This window comes from Pseudomonas sp. P1_F1_2, assembly GCF_056405815.1.
In genome coordinates this window covers 16,037-31,938 of record NZ_JBFUBK010000073.1, presented here as the reverse complement: position 1 = coordinate 31,938, position 15,902 = coordinate 16,037, and the positions used below count along the sequence as shown (strand labels likewise).

Here is a 15,902-nt window from a genome sequence, read left to right as displayed (position 1 = left end):
CGTGAAATCAGTCGATGTGGTGTTTCAGAAAGACCTCGCACTCAAGGTTTACGACTGCTGCGCAGCCGAACGCAGGCTTCGCCAGCTGCTACAAGGTATGTGCTTCCTTTATAGTGGCGCCTCGACGATGCAATCCTGGCTCACCGCAGCGCGCCGATTAATACGCGGCAAAACGAGGCACGATGGCGTAGGGTTGTGGTCGAACCGATGAACTCAAGTGATTGAAAGGATATCGCCATGCTGGACTGGAAGAACCGCGCGGGCAGCGCGCCTGAACGTGCCGCTGAACCGAAGTCGGCCACCCGCAGTTATTTCGGCGGCCTGCTGTTCAGCCGGGCGCTGGCCACGCTGGTCGGTCTTTACCTGCTGGTTACCATTGCGCTGGGTTGGTATTGGAGCGAGGAGCCTGCACTGTTCCCGGTTCAGCAAACGGCCCAGGTTGCCGCCGAGAAAGAAGGCAAGCAGATGGTGGTCGGCTACACCACGGTGGAAACCCTAAAGACCGTCGCCGGTACGTTGCTGACAAAACCGGGTGGCTATATTTCCAATGACCGTTTTCCGCCGGGCCTGTGGATGGACAACATGCCGAGCTGGGAATACGGCGTGCTGGTCCAGGTCCGCGACCTGAGCCGTGCGCTGCGTAAAGACTTCGCCCGCTCCCAGTCGCAGTCCGCCGAAGACGCCGATCTGGCCAAGGCCGAGCCGCGCTTCAACTTTGACAACAAGAGCTGGGTGCTGCCTTCCAGTGAGTCCGAGTATCAGGAAGGCATCAACTCCCTGAGCCGCTATCAGGCGCGTTTGTCCGATCCTAACCAGAAAAGTGCGCTGTTCTATGCCCGCGCCGACAACCTGAACAACTGGCTGGGTGACGTCGGTACCCGCCTGGGTTCGCTGTCGCAACGCCTGTCGGCCAGCGTCGGTCGGGTCAAACTCAACACTTCGCTGAAGACCGAAGTCCTCGCGCCAGGGCAAGTGCCACAGGTTGACGAAGAAATCGTCGAGACCCCGTGGATGCAGATCGACAACGTGTTCTACGAAGCTCGCGGTCAAGCCTGGGCCCTGTCCCACTTGTTGCGTGCCATTGAAGTCGACTTCGCCGATGTCCTGGCCAAGAAAAACGCCACGGTCAGCGTGCGCCAGATCATTCGGGAGCTGGAGGCGTCGCAAGAGCCGGTCTGGAGCCCGATGATCCTCAATGGCAGCGGCTTCGGCGTGCTGGCCAACCACTCGCTGGTCATGGCCAATTACATCTCCCGGGCCAACGCCGCCGTGATCGATTTGCGTCAATTGCTCAATCAGGGCTGAGTCATGGTCGATAGTTCAAAAGAGGCCGCCCATCGCGCGGCCTCGGATGCCGAACAGATCGCCTGGGTCGACGAGCAGGACAACCTGCTCGGCGCCCTGGTCCGGTCAGACTTGCGCGAGCGCGGGCTGATCGGGCGCGGTACCTACATCATGCTGTTCAATTCGGCGGGTGAACTTTGCGTGCACCGCCGAACCTTGAGCAAAGCCATTTATCCGGGGTATTGGGATGTGGCGGCAGGGGGCATGGTGCTCGCCAGCGAAACCTACGCCGAGTCGGCCGCCCGCGAACTCGAAGAAGAACTGGGTGTCAGTGGCGTGGAGCTGACTGCCCACGATCACTTCTTCTTTGAGGACACCGGTAACCGCCTCTGGTGTTCGGCGTTTTCGGCGGTGTGGGACGGTCCGTTGATCCTGCAGCCGGAAGAGGTGCTTGAAGCGCGCTTTATCCCCATCGATCAGGTGATGCTGGAAATCGAGCAAAAGCCTTATTGCCCGGACTCTTTGGCGGCGTTGAAGCGCTATTTGAAGGCTCAGCAAAGCGACGTCGCAAACAAGGCATAAATTGGCGCCGATTGGCTCTTAGCAAGTCGGCTTTTTGCCGTTACACTGCGCGACCTTTTGTAAGAGCAGAGCTTGCTCGCGAAGGACGAGTGAGCGACACGTGCTGTCTGATGCCGCGCGTTATCGTTGACGTGCATCGCGAGCAAGCTCTGCTCCTACAAGTCTGTACCGTTTCAGTAGCGCTGCCCCTGCCTGAGTGGGGCTTCGCGGTCGATAGCCTTCCCAAGTGCTGCGACCAGTCTTTGTCCTCCCAAGAGGATTGCCGGTGGCCAAAAAAGCCGCATCCTTCGCCGCCCTTGGTGGCTTGGTATTTTCCACCGACGCAGGTCGTCATTGCCCGGAATGCAGTAAACCGGTGGACGCCTGCATCTGCAAACAGACCGTTATCCCGGCCGGCGACGGCATCGCTCGCGTGCGTCGCGAAAGCAAGGGCCGTGGCGGCAAGACGGTGACGACCATCACCGGCGTGCCGTTGGCCGAAGACGCGCTCAAGGAGCTGGCCACCACGTTGAAGAAACGTTGCGGGACCGGCGGGGCGTTGAAAGACGGGATCATCGAAATCCAGGGCGATCATGTCGAGCTACTCTTGGGCGAACTGATCAAACTCGGTTTCAAAGCGAAGAAGTCCGGCGGCTAGCAGCCTCTGTGAAAACCACCCTCGGCTTGATCCGGTCCTGACACCAGGCCTGGCGTCGTCTACATGGTTTTCACAGAGCCTGTTCTGACTGGTTTCTAAACTCAAACCTGAATGTGCGGTCTATCGCCCTTGCATGCAGGCTAATCGTCATTTTCATTCTTTAGACTGCGCCGGCCTGAACCCAGGCGACGCTCTATGACTTCTTTATAGGGGACTTCAATGTCCGTACGACGCACACGCAAAGACGATGGCAGCCAATGGACAGTTGCGGACAGCCGCAGTGTTTACGGGATTCGCCATTGGGGGGCCGGGTATTTCGCGATCAATGACGCCGGTCGCGTCGAAGTTCGTCCGAACGGTCCGACCAGTTCGCCTATTGATCTGTTCGAGCAAGTCGACCAACTGCGCCAAAGCGGTTTGTCCTTGCCATTGCTGGTGCGTTTCCCGGATATCCTGCAAGACCGCGTGCGTCAGCTGACTGGCGCCTTCGATGCGAACATCGAGCGTCTGGAATACCAGAGCAAGTACACCGCGCTGTACCCGATCAAGGTGAACCAGCAAGAAGCGGTCATCGAAAACATCATCGCCACCCAGGACGTCTCCATCGGTCTGGAAGCCGGCTCCAAGCCAGAGTTGCTGGCCGTGCTGGCGCTGGCGCCGAAGGGCGGCACCATCGTGTGCAACGGCTACAAGGACCGCGAGTTCATTCGTCTGGCGCTGATGGGCCAGAAACTGGGTCACAACGTCTTTATCGTGATCGAGAAAGAATCCGAAGTCGGCCTGGTGATCGAAGAAGCGGCATCGCTCAAGGTCAAGCCTCAGGTCGGCCTGCGCGTTCGCCTGTCGTCCCTGGCCTCGTCCAAGTGGGCCGACACCGGTGGCGAGAAATCCAAATTCGGTCTGTCGGCGGCGCAATTGCTGTCGGTGGTCGAGCGTTTCCGCGCGGCGGGCCTGGATCAGGGCATTCGCCTGCTGCACTTCCACATGGGCTCGCAGATCGCCAACCTGGCGGACTACCAACACGGTTTCAAGGAAGCGATTCGTTACTACGGCGAACTGCGCAACCTTGGCCTGCCGGTGGATCACATCGACGTTGGCGGCGGCCTGGGTGTGGACTACGACGGTACGCACTCGCGTAACGCCAGTTCGATCAACTACGACATGGACGATTACGCCGGTGTCGTGGTCGGGATGCTCAAGGAATTCTGCGACGCGCAGAGCCTGCCGCACCCGAACATTTTCTCCGAAAGCGGCCGTTCCCTGACCGCGCACCACGCCATGCTGGTGGTGCAAGTGACCGACGTCGAGAAACACAACGATGACGTGCCGAAGATCGACAACAAGGAAGAACTGCCGGAAACCGTGCAGTGGCTGGTTGATCTGCTGGGTCCGACCGACATCGAGATGGTTACCGAAACCTACTGGCGCGCCACGCACTACATGAGCGACGTGGCCACCCAGTACGCCGATGGCAAGCTGACCCTGGCGCAAAAAGCCCTGGCCGAGCAATGCTACTTCGCCGTGTGCCGTCGCCTGCACAACTCGTTGAAGGCGCGTCAGCGTTCGCACCGTCAGGTGCTCGACGAACTCAACGACAAACTGGCCGACAAGTACATCTGCAACTTCTCGGTGTTCCAGAGCCTGCCGGACACTTGGGCCATCGGCCAGGTCCTGCCGATCCTGCCGCTGCACCGTCTCGACGAAGAGCCGCTGCGCCGCGCCGTGCTGCAAGACCTGACCTGCGACTCCGACGGCAAGATCAAGCAATACGTCGACGAGCAGAGCATCGAAACCAGCCTGCCGGTGCATGCGCTGAACGACGGTGAAGACTACCTGCTGGGGATTTTCCTGGTCGGCGCTTACCAGGAAATCCTGGGTGACATGCACAACCTGTTCGGTGACACCGACTCGGTGAACATTTACCAGAACGCCGATGGCAGCGTGTACCACGCCGGTATCGAAACCCATGACACCATCGAAGACATGTTGCGTTACGTGCACTTGTCGCCGGAAGAGTTGATGACCCACTACCGCGACAAGTGCGCCAGTGCCCGCATCACCGCTGCCGAGCGCACCCAGTTCCTCGACGCGCTGCGCCTGGGCCTGACCCGTTCGTCTTACCTGTCTTCGTAAGGTAAGGCACTGCTCTCATCGGGTTGTCTGAAAATGTTCCGCATGCTGCGGAAATTTCAGATGACCTGGTGCGACGCTTCTTTTTTCTTAAGCGAAATGACTCACAACCACATCTATCCACGTGATGTGGTCTTCTTTTCGCGTAGGTCATTTCCTAAGTTGTACTTCGCCTCTCTACTCGGCCATGTCTCTCGGCGAGAATCCCCGGCCGCCCCTCCTGTAGAGAATCGCCGATGTTCGATCCAGTCAACGAGCCGCCATTTCGTCTGGATGTAGAGGGTCTGCCAGATCCCTTTGAGGTCTTGGCCTTTACCGGCAGTGAAGCGATCAGCGAGCCCTTTGAGTTCAATGTCGATCTGTTGGTCGATGATCCGGCTTTGGACTTGGCCAGCCTGATGTATCGCCCGGTTTTTTTGCATTTCGGACCTGCGGGGAACGGGATTCACGGGCAGTTGCATGAACTGGTCCAGGGTGGACATGACGCCACCCCCAGGCATTGTCGTGTGCGCCTGCGGCCGAAACTGGCCTGCCTGGCCCAGCGGTTCAGCCAGCGTATGTTCAGTAACCGTTCGGTACCACAGATCCTCGCTCAGGTGCTCAAGGAGCATGGCATTGCCGGCACGGATCGGCGTTTTGAGGTGAGTGGCGATTACCCCCCGCGTGATTTCTGTACGCAGTATCAGGAATCAGACCTGCAATTTTTCCAGCGGCTGTGCGCGCAGGAACGCCTGCATTACCACTTCGAGCATCACAGGCGCGGTCACTGCCTGGTCATTAGAGACGGGGCGGGGCGCGTTCGGTGTGACGCAACGATGGCCTTTACGCCCGACACCGGACACTCGGGTGTGCATCAGTTCACGCTTCACGACCGAACACAGGCCAGCGATGGTCATTCGAACCTGGCGACGCTGCGCAGCGGCCAGCGTGTCCGGCTGTCCGGCCACCCGTATGCCGACGGGAGTCGTCTCTGGTGGCTGACCCATGTCGAGCATCACGCGGGACAAGCCCCTGCATTGACGTATGGCAACCAAATCCGTGCGGTGGCCGCAGAGTTGTCTCCTATACCGCAGAGTTCGGCCGTTGGCCCCAGGATGCATGGCCTGCAACGGGCCTGGGTGGTCGAGGTCGATGAGCCGCAACCCGAAGCGTCCAGACCCGTTGCCGTGCAATTTGACTGGCTCTATCAGGGCGAAGGCGCGGCCCCCAGCCACTGCTGGTTGTCGATTTCACCTGAATTGAGCTATGCGCCCGTCAAGTCGTTGACTGAGGGCGTGGAAGTGCTGGTGAGCTTTATCGAGGGCGATCCGGATCAACCGATGATTACCGGGTTTCTCCCCGGTCCTTCCGCCGCCCCGGTCCCGGCCGAGCGACAACCCACTGCGGTGGTCGATGACGCCGTGTCGGCCGATGGATTGTTGCGTTTGTTGCGGTCCAGTGAACCGTTGGTGTTGCTGTGCCTATTGCCCGGCGGGGGCAGTTTTATTCATTGCACGCAAACCCTTTGCACGTGCCGGGCCGCGACACAGCTTGGCCGGAGCGGTGCGGCATGATTGCCGTCCAGGCTCCCGACGTCACCCCGCAATGGCTGTTGCTCGATGTGCCGGGCGAGCCCGGGGCCGCAGAGGCGCTGCGGGAGCAGTTTGCCCAGGTCCGGCAGTTCTGGCTGTTCAACCACTGCGAATGGCAGCCGTTGAGGGAGCACGGCCCGGTGTTGATCGACCTCAAGGGACACTCGGCACTGACCGAACGTTGTCAGCGTGAACCCCACCTCTGGAACGGGTTGTGGCTGGCCAGTGACGCGTCACCGTTGCAGTTGCTCGAACATTTGCAACGCATGCTCACCGTCACCGTTGGCCTGCATCACCGCGCCTTGCTGAGCTACTACAACCCCCAGACGGCCAGCTATTTTTTCGATGCGTGCGATGCCCGGGAGTTGAGTCGCTGGCTTGGTCCGATCAGCCGGTTACGCTGGTTCGGTGGAACCTGGGCTGACCGGGCAATTGGCTGTCAGGGCTGGCAGCAGTTGTTCAATCCGGGGCTTGCCGTCGAGCCGCTGGGCATAGAGGAAGCCCTCAGTGCACGTCAGCGTGACTCATTGCAAACCTGCCTGCTGGAACAGCACGCCTGGCGCTGGAGCCAATCCACCGGGAGCGATTACACCGACCTGTGGTCCCAACTGCTGGAGGGGTTGGCGCTGGGTTTCAGCGAGCGGCCGGTGCTCGATGGATGGTTATGGTTACGCTTGCAATACCCCGGCGCTGTACCTGAACTGCCGCTGCCGGGGATCACTCAGCAGGAACGTCTCGATAGACTGCGCAATCTGTGGCAGGGCGATCAACCCTGAAGCCCCGGCCCCTATCATCCGGTGAACCAGCCATCGTTCTTGCGCAAGTACCAGGCAAAAGTACCCAGGGTCAGGCTGCGTAATAACATGAACAGCAAAAAGGTGATCCACAACCCATGGTTGCCCAAGCCTTGCAGGGCCCAGGCGAAGGGCAGCAGCAGGATCACGGTCAACAGCATGCCGTTGCGCATTTCCCGGGCGCGAGTGGCGCCGATGAACAGCCCGTCGAGCAAGTAGCTCCACACCGCGATCAACGGCAGCGCGGCGAGGTAGGGCAGGTAGATGAAGGCGGTGTCGCGCACACTCTGAATGTCGGTCTGCATCTGGATAAACAAATGCCCGGCGAATGCAAACAGCACGGCAAAGCCCAGGCTCGCCAGCAATGACCAACCGCAAGCGACCACCAATGAACGCCGCAATGCCTCTCGATCACGCGCCCCGATGGCGTGCCCGCACAGGGCTTCAACGGCATGCGCCAAACCGTCCAGTGCGTGCGCCGTCAGCAGCAAGCCGTTAAGCAGCAGCGCGTTTGCGGCAACGGTGGCATCGCCGAGGCGAGCACCCTGCACGGTGATCAGGAAAAACACTGATTGCAGCGCCAGGCTACGGATGAAAATGTCGCGATTGACCGCCAGCAATGGCCGCCAACTCTGCCACAGCGCCAGCGCGGCCCAAACGATGTGACCGGGGTAGGCACGCAAGGCTTTGCGCGTCAGCAGCAGGCCGATCAGCGCACCGGTCCATTCGGCAATCACCGAGGCCCGCGCCGCACCGACCACCCCCCATTCCAGACCGAGGACAAACCACAGGTTCAGTGCGATGTTCACCAGGTTGGTGCTCAGCAGAATCGCCAGCGGTGCCCGGGCATTCTGGGTGCCCAGAAACCAGCCCACCAAGGCATAACTGGCCAGTGCCGCCGGCAGGCCGAACAAACGTGTGTGGAAAAATTCGCGGGTCAGTTGATCCAGTTCTGCCGACGGCTGCATGAAGTGCAGCGCGACGCTGCTCAAAGGAACGCCCGCAGCACCCAGCACAATCGACAGGCCCAAGGCCAACAACAGGCCTTGCAGCAAAATCTGCCGCAAAGCCGCACCATCCCCGCGTCCGGCGGCCTGCGCCGCGAAGCCGGTTGAGCCCATGCGCAGAAAACCCATGGCCCAGGCCAGGAAGGTATACAAGCTGGCCCCGACCGCGACGGCGCCCAGCTGATGAGCGTGGGGCAGGTGGCCGATGACCGTACTGTCGACCAATGCCACCAGCGGTACGGAAATATTCGACAGGATCATCGGCGCAGCCAGCGCCCAGACCCGACGATGGGTCGGGCGGTCGCGCCAGTCGGTAATCAGGTTGGACATGCAGGCTCCTTGGCGAAGCCGGCATTGTAGCGACAGTTGGTGATGATCGTTCCCTCGCTCTGCGTGGGAACGATCAGCAACAGGTGGGGTTAGTGAATGATCCAGCTCAACAACCAAAGCCCCAGCAGTAACCAGATAATCCCCATGATGACCGACGCATTCATAAACGCCCGAATCGCCGACCACAACAACATCAACCCCACAATCAGCGCCACGATGCTGATGATCGACGTATCCATCCCAAGCGTGCGGGACAAGCCCTCGACAAAGTTTGCGCCGGCGTGGCTCAACAGATTGAACAAGCCACTGAGGCCGTCAACGATAAAGCGGATGACCGAACCGAGCGCCTGGCCAAGCCAGTCGAAAAAACCTTCTACCTGCATGTCGTTAACGTCCTGATGAAAGTGGTTGAGCCTTGGGCCATTGATCGCGGTGGCGAGTTCCCTGCAAGCATAGTGGTTTTGCGGCGCTTGCCGCTTGCCTTCACGCAGCATCCCCCCGAAGCTATACGCCTTCAGGAGAGCCCGATGAACCTTGTTGAACTGACCGAACGCCTGCACGCCATCCGTGACCGCAACGACTGGCGGCCATTTCACAGCCCGAAAAACCTGGCCATGGCCGCCAGTGTGGAAATGTCCGAGCTGGTGGAGATTTTCCAGTGGTTGACCGAAGACCAGTCACGTCAGTTGCCGGCCGACAAACTCGCCCATGCCGGGCAGGAAGTCGGCGATATCGTGCTCTATCTATTGCTGCTGTGCAGCGAGTTGGGACTGGACATGAATGAAGTCGTGCGCAGCAAACTCGCAGACAGCGAAAAGAGGTTCAGCTGATGAGCGATCGTCATTTCGATCAACTGGCGACCCGCTTCGCCGAAAAAATCTACGGCGGGGCCAAAGGCGCGATCCGCCTGGCGGTGCTTCAGGCCGACCTGGCCGAAACCCTGCCGGACCGACCATTGCGCGTACTCGACATCGGCGCCGGTCTGGGCCACATGTCGTTGTGGCTGGCCGAGCGCGGCCATGACGTCACGCTGGCCGAGCCCGCCGAGCCGATGCTCGAAGGGGCGCGCCAGCGCTTTGCCGAGGCCGGGCAGAGCGCAACGTTCATTCAGGCGCCGTGGCAGGATCTGCTCGGTCAGCTCACCGAACCCTACGACCTGGTGCTGTGCCATGCCGTGCTCGAATGGCTGGCGGAGCCTCACGCGATTCTGCCGGTGCTGCATCAATTGACCAAGCCCGGTGGCTGGTTGTCCCTGGCCTTCTATAACCGCGATGCGCTGATTTACCGCAACCTGCTCAAGGGCCACTTTCGCAAGATGCGCAAGAACGACATGGCCGGCGAGAAGCAGAGCCTGACCCCGCAACAGCCCCTTGATCCACGCGAACTGGCGGCGCAACTTGAAGGCCTGTGGCAGGTCGAAACCCAGAGTGGAGTGCGGGTTTTTCACGACTATATGCCTGTGGAATTCCAGGCCCGCGCCGAGCTGGTGGACTTGCTCGAAATGGAACTGGCCCATCGACGTCACCCAAGCTTTGCCGGGCTTGGGCGCTATTTGCACTGGATCTGTCGACCGGTCTGATCGGAGCACGAAATGAAAAGTCGTTCAGGGTTGCTGGTGATCTGTCTCGGGCTGGCGGCCTGTCAGGGCAGCAATCCGTATGTGGCATCGTCCAACCCTATCCCGCCGGCGCCACCCGGCGCGGCCAACACCTTCGATCGCAGCGCCTACCCCGCGCCACCCCGTGACTACGGGCGTTATCGCAGCTGGGCCTGGCTCGATGGTCAACTGCCGCCGGGCACCACTTGGGCTGACTCGGCGCAGGTGGCCGAAGTGGTCAGCAATGCCCTGGATCAGCGCGGCCTGCGACCGTTGCACGATAACCGTCCAGCCGACCTGTTTGTCAGCGCCAACTTGCACCTGGAAACCCGCTTGCGTCAGGTTCAGGACGACTACGGTTATTACGGCGGCGGTTATGGCGGGTACAACCACTACGGTAACGGTTACGGGATGTACGGCAGCGTGCCGATCATCCGTACCTATCAGGAACAAGTCTTGGTGGTGCAGGTAGACATGTTCGATGCGGGCACCGGTCAACCGGTGTGGAGTGCCAGCGCCGAAACCGGCCATAACGGCAGCCAGAGCGAGCAAGCCGATGCCCTGCGAAAGGCTGTAGAAAAGGCAATGTCGGCGTATCCTCCTAGTTAGCTTCTGTAGATAAGAAGCATTTCGCAGATGTATGCCTTCAACCGGAGAACCATCATGTTCCGCCGTCTCGTTGTACTGGCTATGGCCGCGCTGCTCAGTGCCTGCGCCGCCAACCAGGTCAATCATGACTTTGACGCCAGCCGTGATTTTGCCGCCTACCGCAGTTGGAGCTGGAAAGAACCCGCTCTGCAGTACCGTCCCGATGATCCGCGGATCAAGAGTGATCTGACCGAGCAACGCATCCGCCAATCCGTTGCCGATCAACTGGACCAGCGAGGCTTGCGTCCGGCCGCTGCCGGCACCAAGGGTGACTTGAGTGTGCAGACTTACTTGATCGTCGAAGAGCGCCAGCAACAAGTGACCACCAATTATGGCGGTGGTTATGGCAACCCCTGGAACGGTTACTGGGGCGCGCCGATGTACAACGAAACCCGCAACGTCAGCTACAAAGTGGCGACCATCCAGATCGATCTGCTCGACGGCAAGGACGGCAAACTGGTGTGGCGCGGCAGTGACGAGCAACTGCTCAGCGGTTCACCGAACCCGACCGATCGCAGCAATGCGATTCATGAAACCGTCGTACGCATCCTGGCCAACTACCCACCCAAATTGACCCACTGACACTGCATGGGATGTCTGATGTTAACTGGCGAGTTGCCAGTCAATAAAAAACCGCTGACGTGAACGCATCAGCGGTTTTTTTTCGACTCCGGTTTTTGCGTTGCCAAACCATCAGGCCACCGGCCGCCAATGCCCGACCATGTGCTCAAGATCCCCGGCACCGACCAGCTGAAAATCACCACTGCTCCCCGCCACGCTCGCCAGCAATGTCACTTCACTGGGCAAGCGCACCGGTTTGCGAAACTGCACGGCAATCTCGATATTCGCCGTCGGCAGGTGATCGGCCAGCGCCGCCAAGGTACGTGCCTTGTTCCACAACCCGTGGGCGATCGCCGCGGGAAAACCAAACATCCTGGCGCTGAAGGCACTCAGGTGAATCGGGTTGTAATCGCCGGACACCTTGGCGTACTGGCGACCAATGTCGGCGGGCGCTTGCCAGCGGCTCACTTCGATCATCTCCAGGCTTGGGGCCAAAACGTCTTCGATCGGATCACCGTCAAGTGTGACGCCCCGGCACAGCATCTGGCTCTGCGCTTCCCAGAGCGGCCCCAATTGATCGTTCAGCGAGGTCACCAGGTCGAACGTCGCACCCTTGGCATGCGGTTGCAGATTCTGCACCTGCACGCTGACGCGTACACGACTCACCCCGCCCAAGGGACGCAAGACGCGAATGCGGTTGCTCAGGTGAATCAACCCCAACAGGGGGAACGGGAATTCCTTGGCGGTGAGCAATTGCATCTGCAAGGCAAACGCGAGGATGTGCGGATAGGTCGGCGGCAGCAACCCGTTGTCGGCAAACCCGCAGACCTTGCGATAAGCCGCCAGGCGTTTGTGGTCGACCTCGACCCAACAGTGCAAGCCCGTGGGAGGCAACGTGGTGCCGGTAATCTTGCGTCGCGTCGCCGCTCGCACGTACAACGCCGGCAGGCTCGGTTCACGGTTGAGCGTGTGCCAATCGGTCATCATCACTAGGCCCCCAAAACACTTTGTCCACAGACCCGCAGTGCTTGCCCGGTAAACGCACCCGTCCCCGGTTGCGCCAACCATGCCACGGCTTCGGCGACGTCCTGCGGCAAGCCGCCCTGGCCGAGTGAACTCATGCGTCGGCCGGCTTCGCGCAAGCCGAATGGAATGTGCGCGGTCATTTGCGTTTCAATAAATCCTGGCGCCACGGCATTGATGCTGATGCCGCGTTGACCCAGCAACGGCGCCCAGGCTTGAGCCAGGCCGATCAGCCCGGCTTTGCTGGCAGCGTAATTGGTTTGCCCGCGATTGCCGGCGATGCCACTGATGGAGGCCAGCAAAATCACGCGACCGTTGTCGTGCAGGGTGGCGCTGTCGAGCAGGGTCTTGGTCAGCACCTGCGGCGCATTGAGGTTGACGGCCAACACCGCGTCCCAGAATTCCGGCGTCATGTTGGCCAGGGTTTTGTCCCGGGTGATACCGGCGTTGTGCACCACGATGTCGACCCCGTCGGGCAAGTGTTCGATCAACTGCGCGGCAGCGTCTTCGGCGCAAATATCCAGGGTGATGCTGCGCCCGGCAAGCCGTGCGGCGAGCGCCTCGAGATCGGTTTTGGCCGGTGGCACGTCCAGCAGAATCACCTCGGCGCCATCGCGGGCCAGGGTTTCGGCGATGGACGCGCCGATGCCGCGCGCCGCGCCGGTCACCAACGCCTTGCGCCCTGCCAGCGGCCGCGTCCAGTCCTGAACGGGCGTGTCGCAGGCTTTCAACCGAATCACTTGCCCGGACACAAACGCGCTTTTAGGCGAAAGGAAAAACCGCAACGGACCTTCCAGTTGTTCCTCGGCGCCTTCACCGACATAGATCAACTGCAACGTGCCACCGCTGCGCAGTTCCTTGGCCAGCGAACGGCTGAACCCTTCCAGGGCACGCTGGGCGCTGGCGGCAAACGGGTCGCTCAAGGTCTCTGGAGCGCGCCCCAGAATGACCAGGTGCGCGCTGTGGTCGAGGTTTTTCATCAAGGGCTGGAAGAACTCGCGCAACTGTTTGAGTTGATCGGTCTGCACCAGATGACTGGCGTCGAAGACCACCGCTTTGAGTTTCGGGCCGTGACCGGGAATCCACGCGGTGGCCATCGAGGGCTCGGTGCCGTAGCTGTAAATCGCGTCGGTCAGGCGATTGGCGAGCGCGCCGACCTTCTCCGCCAGCGGACCGCCGCCGATCAACAACGCCCCTTCGACCGGCCGCAATCGGCCGGCCTGCCAGCGCTCCAGGCGTACCGGCGACGGCAAGCCCAGGGCCCCGACCAGGCGATGGCCGATGGACGAATTGGCGAAGTCGATATAACGGTCAGACATGGAACGTGCTCCGGCGGCTGGGGTTCAAAGTGTGGACCACGATTGGTAATCAGTCGTTCGATCCACGAGATAAGGCCTACGCTTGAACATTGCAGAGTAGTTGAACCTGGGTTCTGCAGGACTTGCGGGGGAATGCAAAGCCTGTGGGTTCAGGTTTGATGTTCGAATATTTCACAAGGAGCTTTTCATGACTCAGCTGCGCCGCGTCGCGATTATCGGCGGTAACCGAATTCCTTTCGCTCGCTCCAACGGGGCGTATGCCACTGCCAGTAACCAGGCGATGCTCACCGCAGCGCTCGAAGGATTGATCGAACGCTTCAACCTGCACGGCCTGCGCATGGGCGAAGTGGTCGCGGGGGCCGTGCTCAAACTGTCGCGGGACATGAACCTGACCCGCGAGTGCGTGCTCGGTTCGCGGCTGTCGCCCGAAACACCGGCCTACGATATCCAGCAAGCGTGCGGTACCGGGCTGGAAGCGGCGTTGCTGGTGGCGAACAAGATCGCCCTGGGGCAGATCGATTGCGGCATTGCCGGCGGCGTCGATACCACCTCGGATGCGCCAATCAGTGTCAGTGAAGGCCTGCGCCGGATCCTGCTGCAAGCCAATCGCGCCAAGACCACCGCCGACAAACTGAAAACATTCCTGCAATTGCGGCCCCGGCATCTCATTCCCGAGTTCCCGCGCAATGGCGAACCCCGCACCGGTTTGTCCATGGGGCAACATTGCGAGCTGATGGCGCAGACCTGGAACATCCCCCGCGAAGAACAGGATCAACTGGCGCTGCAAAGCCACCGCAACCTGACCGCCGCCTACGCCGAGGGCTGGCACAACGACCTGATGACGCCGTTCCTCGGTCTGACCCGCGACAACAACTTGCGTCTGGACCTGACCCTGGAACAACTCGCCAAGCTGAAACCGGCCTTCGAGAAAAGCGCCAAGGGCACGATGACCGCCGGCAACTCGACGCCACTCACCGACGGTGCCTCGCTGGTGCTGTTGGGCAGTGAAGAATGGGCCAGGGCGCGTGGCTTGCCGATCCTTGCTTATCTGCGTGATGGGGAAGCAGCGGCGGTGGATTTCGTCAACGGTGCCGAAGGCCTGTTGATGGCGCCGGTGTACGCGGTGCCACGTTTGCTGGCGCGCAATGGCCTGACCTTGCAAGACTTCGATTACTACGAAATCCACGAAGCCTTCGCCGCACAGGTGCTCTGCACGCTGAAGGCCTGGGAAGATCCGCAATATTGCAAAACCCGCTTGGGGCTTGATGCGCCGTTGGGCTCCATCGACCGCAGCTGCCTCAACGTCAAAGGCAGTTCACTGGCGGCCGGGCATCCGTTTGCAGCCACCGGCGGGCGTATCGTCGCCAATCTGGCGAAGTTGCTGGACGCGGCCGTTAAGGGCCGAGGCCTGATCTCGATCTGTGCGGCTGGCGGTCAAGGCGTCACCGCGATTATCGAGCGCTGAAGAACTCCTACAGGGAATCTCGGCATCAAATAGATTTGTATGGCTCTGCTACTTGGCCTAACGTCGGCTCCATCAACCCTCTTGCGATATAAGGCTAGTTGATGCCGACTAACGGACAAATTTCCCTCGAACGGACGATACCGACGCTGACGGCTCTGCCCCGTCCGCTGTTTGCCCGGGTAGAAAGCCTGAATGCAGGTTCATGGACGCCGCCGCATCGTCACGATTGGGTGCAGTTTTCCTACGCGATCAGTGGCGTGCTCGGGGTGCATACCGCCGAGGGCAGTTTTTTTGCGCCACCGCAGTGGGGCATCTGGATTCCGGCGGACCTTGAGCATCAGGTCGTTACCTCGATGCGCGCTGAAATGCGCAGTTTGTATGTGCGCCGCGAGGATTGTGCGTGGGCGGATGGACGTTGCCGGGTGCTGGAAGTTACGCCGCTGGCGCGGGAACTGATCAAGAGTTTTTGCCTGCTGGCGGTGGAGTATCCACAGGGCGACAGCCAGGAAGCGCGGCTGGTGAGCGTGTTGCTCGATCAGTTGGCGAGTTTGCCCGAGGTGGGGTTTTCCCTGCCGTTGCCCCGGCATGAACGGTTGCTGGGATTGTGCAACGAACTGATTGAAAGCCCTGAGCAAAACGTGACATTGCAGGCCTGGGCGGAGCGCTTGGGCCTGTCGGAAAAAACCCTGATGCGCCTGTTTCAGCGCGAGACCGGGTTGAGCTTTCGCGGCTGGCGACAGCGGATGCGACTGCTGTCGTCATTGAGTCTGCTGGAGGAGGGCGACAGCGTGACCAACACCGCACTGGCATGTGGGTATGACTCGACTTCGGCGTTCATTGCCGCCTTCAAAAGCCTGTTCGGGTTTACCCCCGGCGAACTCTTCAGACAATGATTGATCGTTCCCACGCTCTGCGTGGGAATGCCTCAACGGACGCTCCGCGTCTGCTTTGGGT

At 60.6% G+C, this 15,902-nt stretch carries 17 protein-coding genes; 13 read left to right on the top strand and 4 right to left on the bottom strand.

The window, feature by feature from the left end:
* The 7 genes from AC1D2P_RS20585 to AC1D2P_RS20555 form a co-directional block, all read left to right on the top strand.
* Positions 1-211: hypothetical protein (locus AC1D2P_RS20585; protein WP_477811565.1), on the top strand; the 211-nt coding region annotated here is incomplete at its 5' end.
* Positions 212-237: 26 nt separating this feature from the next.
* Positions 238-1,305, top strand: coding sequence for a DUF2333 family protein (locus AC1D2P_RS20580; protein WP_077432417.1), 1,068 nt, complete (start codon positions 238-240; stop codon positions 1,303-1,305).
* Positions 1,306-1,308: 3 nt separating this feature from the next.
* Positions 1,309-1,866 carry an NUDIX hydrolase gene (locus AC1D2P_RS20575; protein ID WP_077432418.1) on the top strand — a complete coding sequence of 186 codons (558 nt, stop codon included), beginning with the start codon at positions 1,309-1,311 and terminating at the stop codon, positions 1,864-1,866.
* 265 nt (positions 1,867-2,131) lie between these two features.
* Complete coding sequence (locus AC1D2P_RS20570; protein ID WP_046032986.1) at positions 2,132-2,503, top strand: translation initiation factor Sui1; 372 nt, start codon at positions 2,132-2,134, stop codon at positions 2,501-2,503.
* 219 nt (positions 2,504-2,722) lie between these two features.
* Positions 2,723-4,636, top strand: coding sequence for an arginine decarboxylase (gene speA, locus AC1D2P_RS20565; RefSeq protein ID WP_077432419.1), 1,914 nt, complete (start codon positions 2,723-2,725; stop codon positions 4,634-4,636).
* A 233-nt stretch (positions 4,637-4,869) separates the two neighbouring features.
* The gene (locus AC1D2P_RS20560) at positions 4,870-6,186 is read left to right on the top strand and encodes a type VI secretion system Vgr family protein (protein WP_223523448.1); all 1,317 of its coding nucleotides are present in this window, start codon (positions 4,870-4,872) and stop codon (positions 6,184-6,186) included.
* Complete coding sequence (locus tag AC1D2P_RS20555) at positions 6,183-6,980, top strand: DUF4123 domain-containing protein (protein WP_109785503.1); 798 nt, start codon at positions 6,183-6,185, stop codon at positions 6,978-6,980. The genes AC1D2P_RS20560 and AC1D2P_RS20555 overlap by 4 nt, the downstream gene beginning before the upstream one ends.
* A 14-nt stretch (positions 6,981-6,994) precedes the next feature.
* Here the strand turns inward: AC1D2P_RS20555 and AC1D2P_RS20550 are convergent, their stop codons facing one another.
* Together AC1D2P_RS20550 and AC1D2P_RS20545 are read right to left on the bottom strand one after the other, a co-directional pair.
* A complete protein-coding gene (locus AC1D2P_RS20550) occupies positions 6,995-8,335 on the bottom strand; it encodes an MATE family efflux transporter (protein ID WP_109785504.1) in 1,341 nt (446 codons plus the stop codon).
* Positions 8,336-8,424: 89 nt separating this feature from the next.
* Positions 8,425-8,718, bottom strand: a complete 294-nt coding sequence (locus AC1D2P_RS20545) for a hypothetical protein (protein ID WP_077432444.1) — start codon at positions 8,716-8,718, stop codon at positions 8,425-8,427.
* A gap of 144 nt (positions 8,719-8,862) precedes the next feature.
* On the opposite strand from AC1D2P_RS20545, the gene AC1D2P_RS20540 reads away from it, so the two are divergent.
* From AC1D2P_RS20540 to AC1D2P_RS20525, 4 genes are read left to right on the top strand one after another with little or no spacing between them, the layout of a single operon-like run.
* The gene (locus tag AC1D2P_RS20540) at positions 8,863-9,165 is read left to right on the top strand and encodes a MazG-like family protein (RefSeq protein ID WP_046032981.1); all 303 of its coding nucleotides are present in this window, start codon (positions 8,863-8,865) and stop codon (positions 9,163-9,165) included.
* Positions 9,165-9,914, top strand: a complete 750-nt coding sequence (locus tag AC1D2P_RS20535; protein ID WP_046032980.1) for a methyltransferase domain-containing protein — start codon at positions 9,165-9,167, stop codon at positions 9,912-9,914. Before AC1D2P_RS20540 ends, AC1D2P_RS20535 begins: the two co-directional genes overlap by 1 nt.
* Positions 9,915-9,926: 12 nt before the next feature.
* Positions 9,927-10,541, top strand: coding sequence for a DUF4136 domain-containing protein (locus AC1D2P_RS20530; protein WP_046032979.1), 615 nt, complete (start codon positions 9,927-9,929; stop codon positions 10,539-10,541).
* A gap of 54 nt (positions 10,542-10,595) precedes the next feature.
* Complete coding sequence (locus AC1D2P_RS20525) at positions 10,596-11,162, top strand: DUF4136 domain-containing protein (protein ID WP_046032978.1); 567 nt, start codon at positions 10,596-10,598, stop codon at positions 11,160-11,162.
* A gap of 111 nt (positions 11,163-11,273) precedes the next feature.
* On the opposite strand, the gene AC1D2P_RS20520 is transcribed toward AC1D2P_RS20525, so the two are convergent.
* Together AC1D2P_RS20520 and AC1D2P_RS20515 are read right to left on the bottom strand one after the other, a co-directional pair.
* Positions 11,274-12,128, bottom strand: coding sequence for a MaoC family dehydratase (locus tag AC1D2P_RS20520; RefSeq protein ID WP_223523444.1), 855 nt, complete (start codon positions 12,126-12,128; stop codon positions 11,274-11,276).
* A 2-nt stretch (positions 12,129-12,130) separates the two neighbouring features.
* Positions 12,131-13,483: a 3-oxoacyl-ACP reductase gene (locus AC1D2P_RS20515; protein WP_477758048.1), complete on the bottom strand. Its 1,353-nt coding sequence runs from the start codon at positions 13,481-13,483 to the stop codon at positions 12,131-12,133.
* A 187-nt stretch (positions 13,484-13,670) separates the two neighbouring features.
* On the opposite strand from AC1D2P_RS20515, the gene AC1D2P_RS20510 reads away from it, so the two are divergent.
* Entirely contained in the window at positions 13,671-14,948 is a 1,278-nt protein-coding gene (locus AC1D2P_RS20510) for an acetyl-CoA C-acetyltransferase (RefSeq protein ID WP_477758049.1), read from the top strand.
* 101 nt (positions 14,949-15,049) lie between these two features.
* On the top strand, positions 15,050-15,841 hold the full coding sequence (locus tag AC1D2P_RS20505; RefSeq protein WP_223523440.1) for an AraC family transcriptional regulator: 792 nt from the start codon (positions 15,050-15,052) through the stop codon (positions 15,839-15,841).
* The last annotated feature ends 61 nt before the right edge of the window (positions 15,842-15,902 follow it).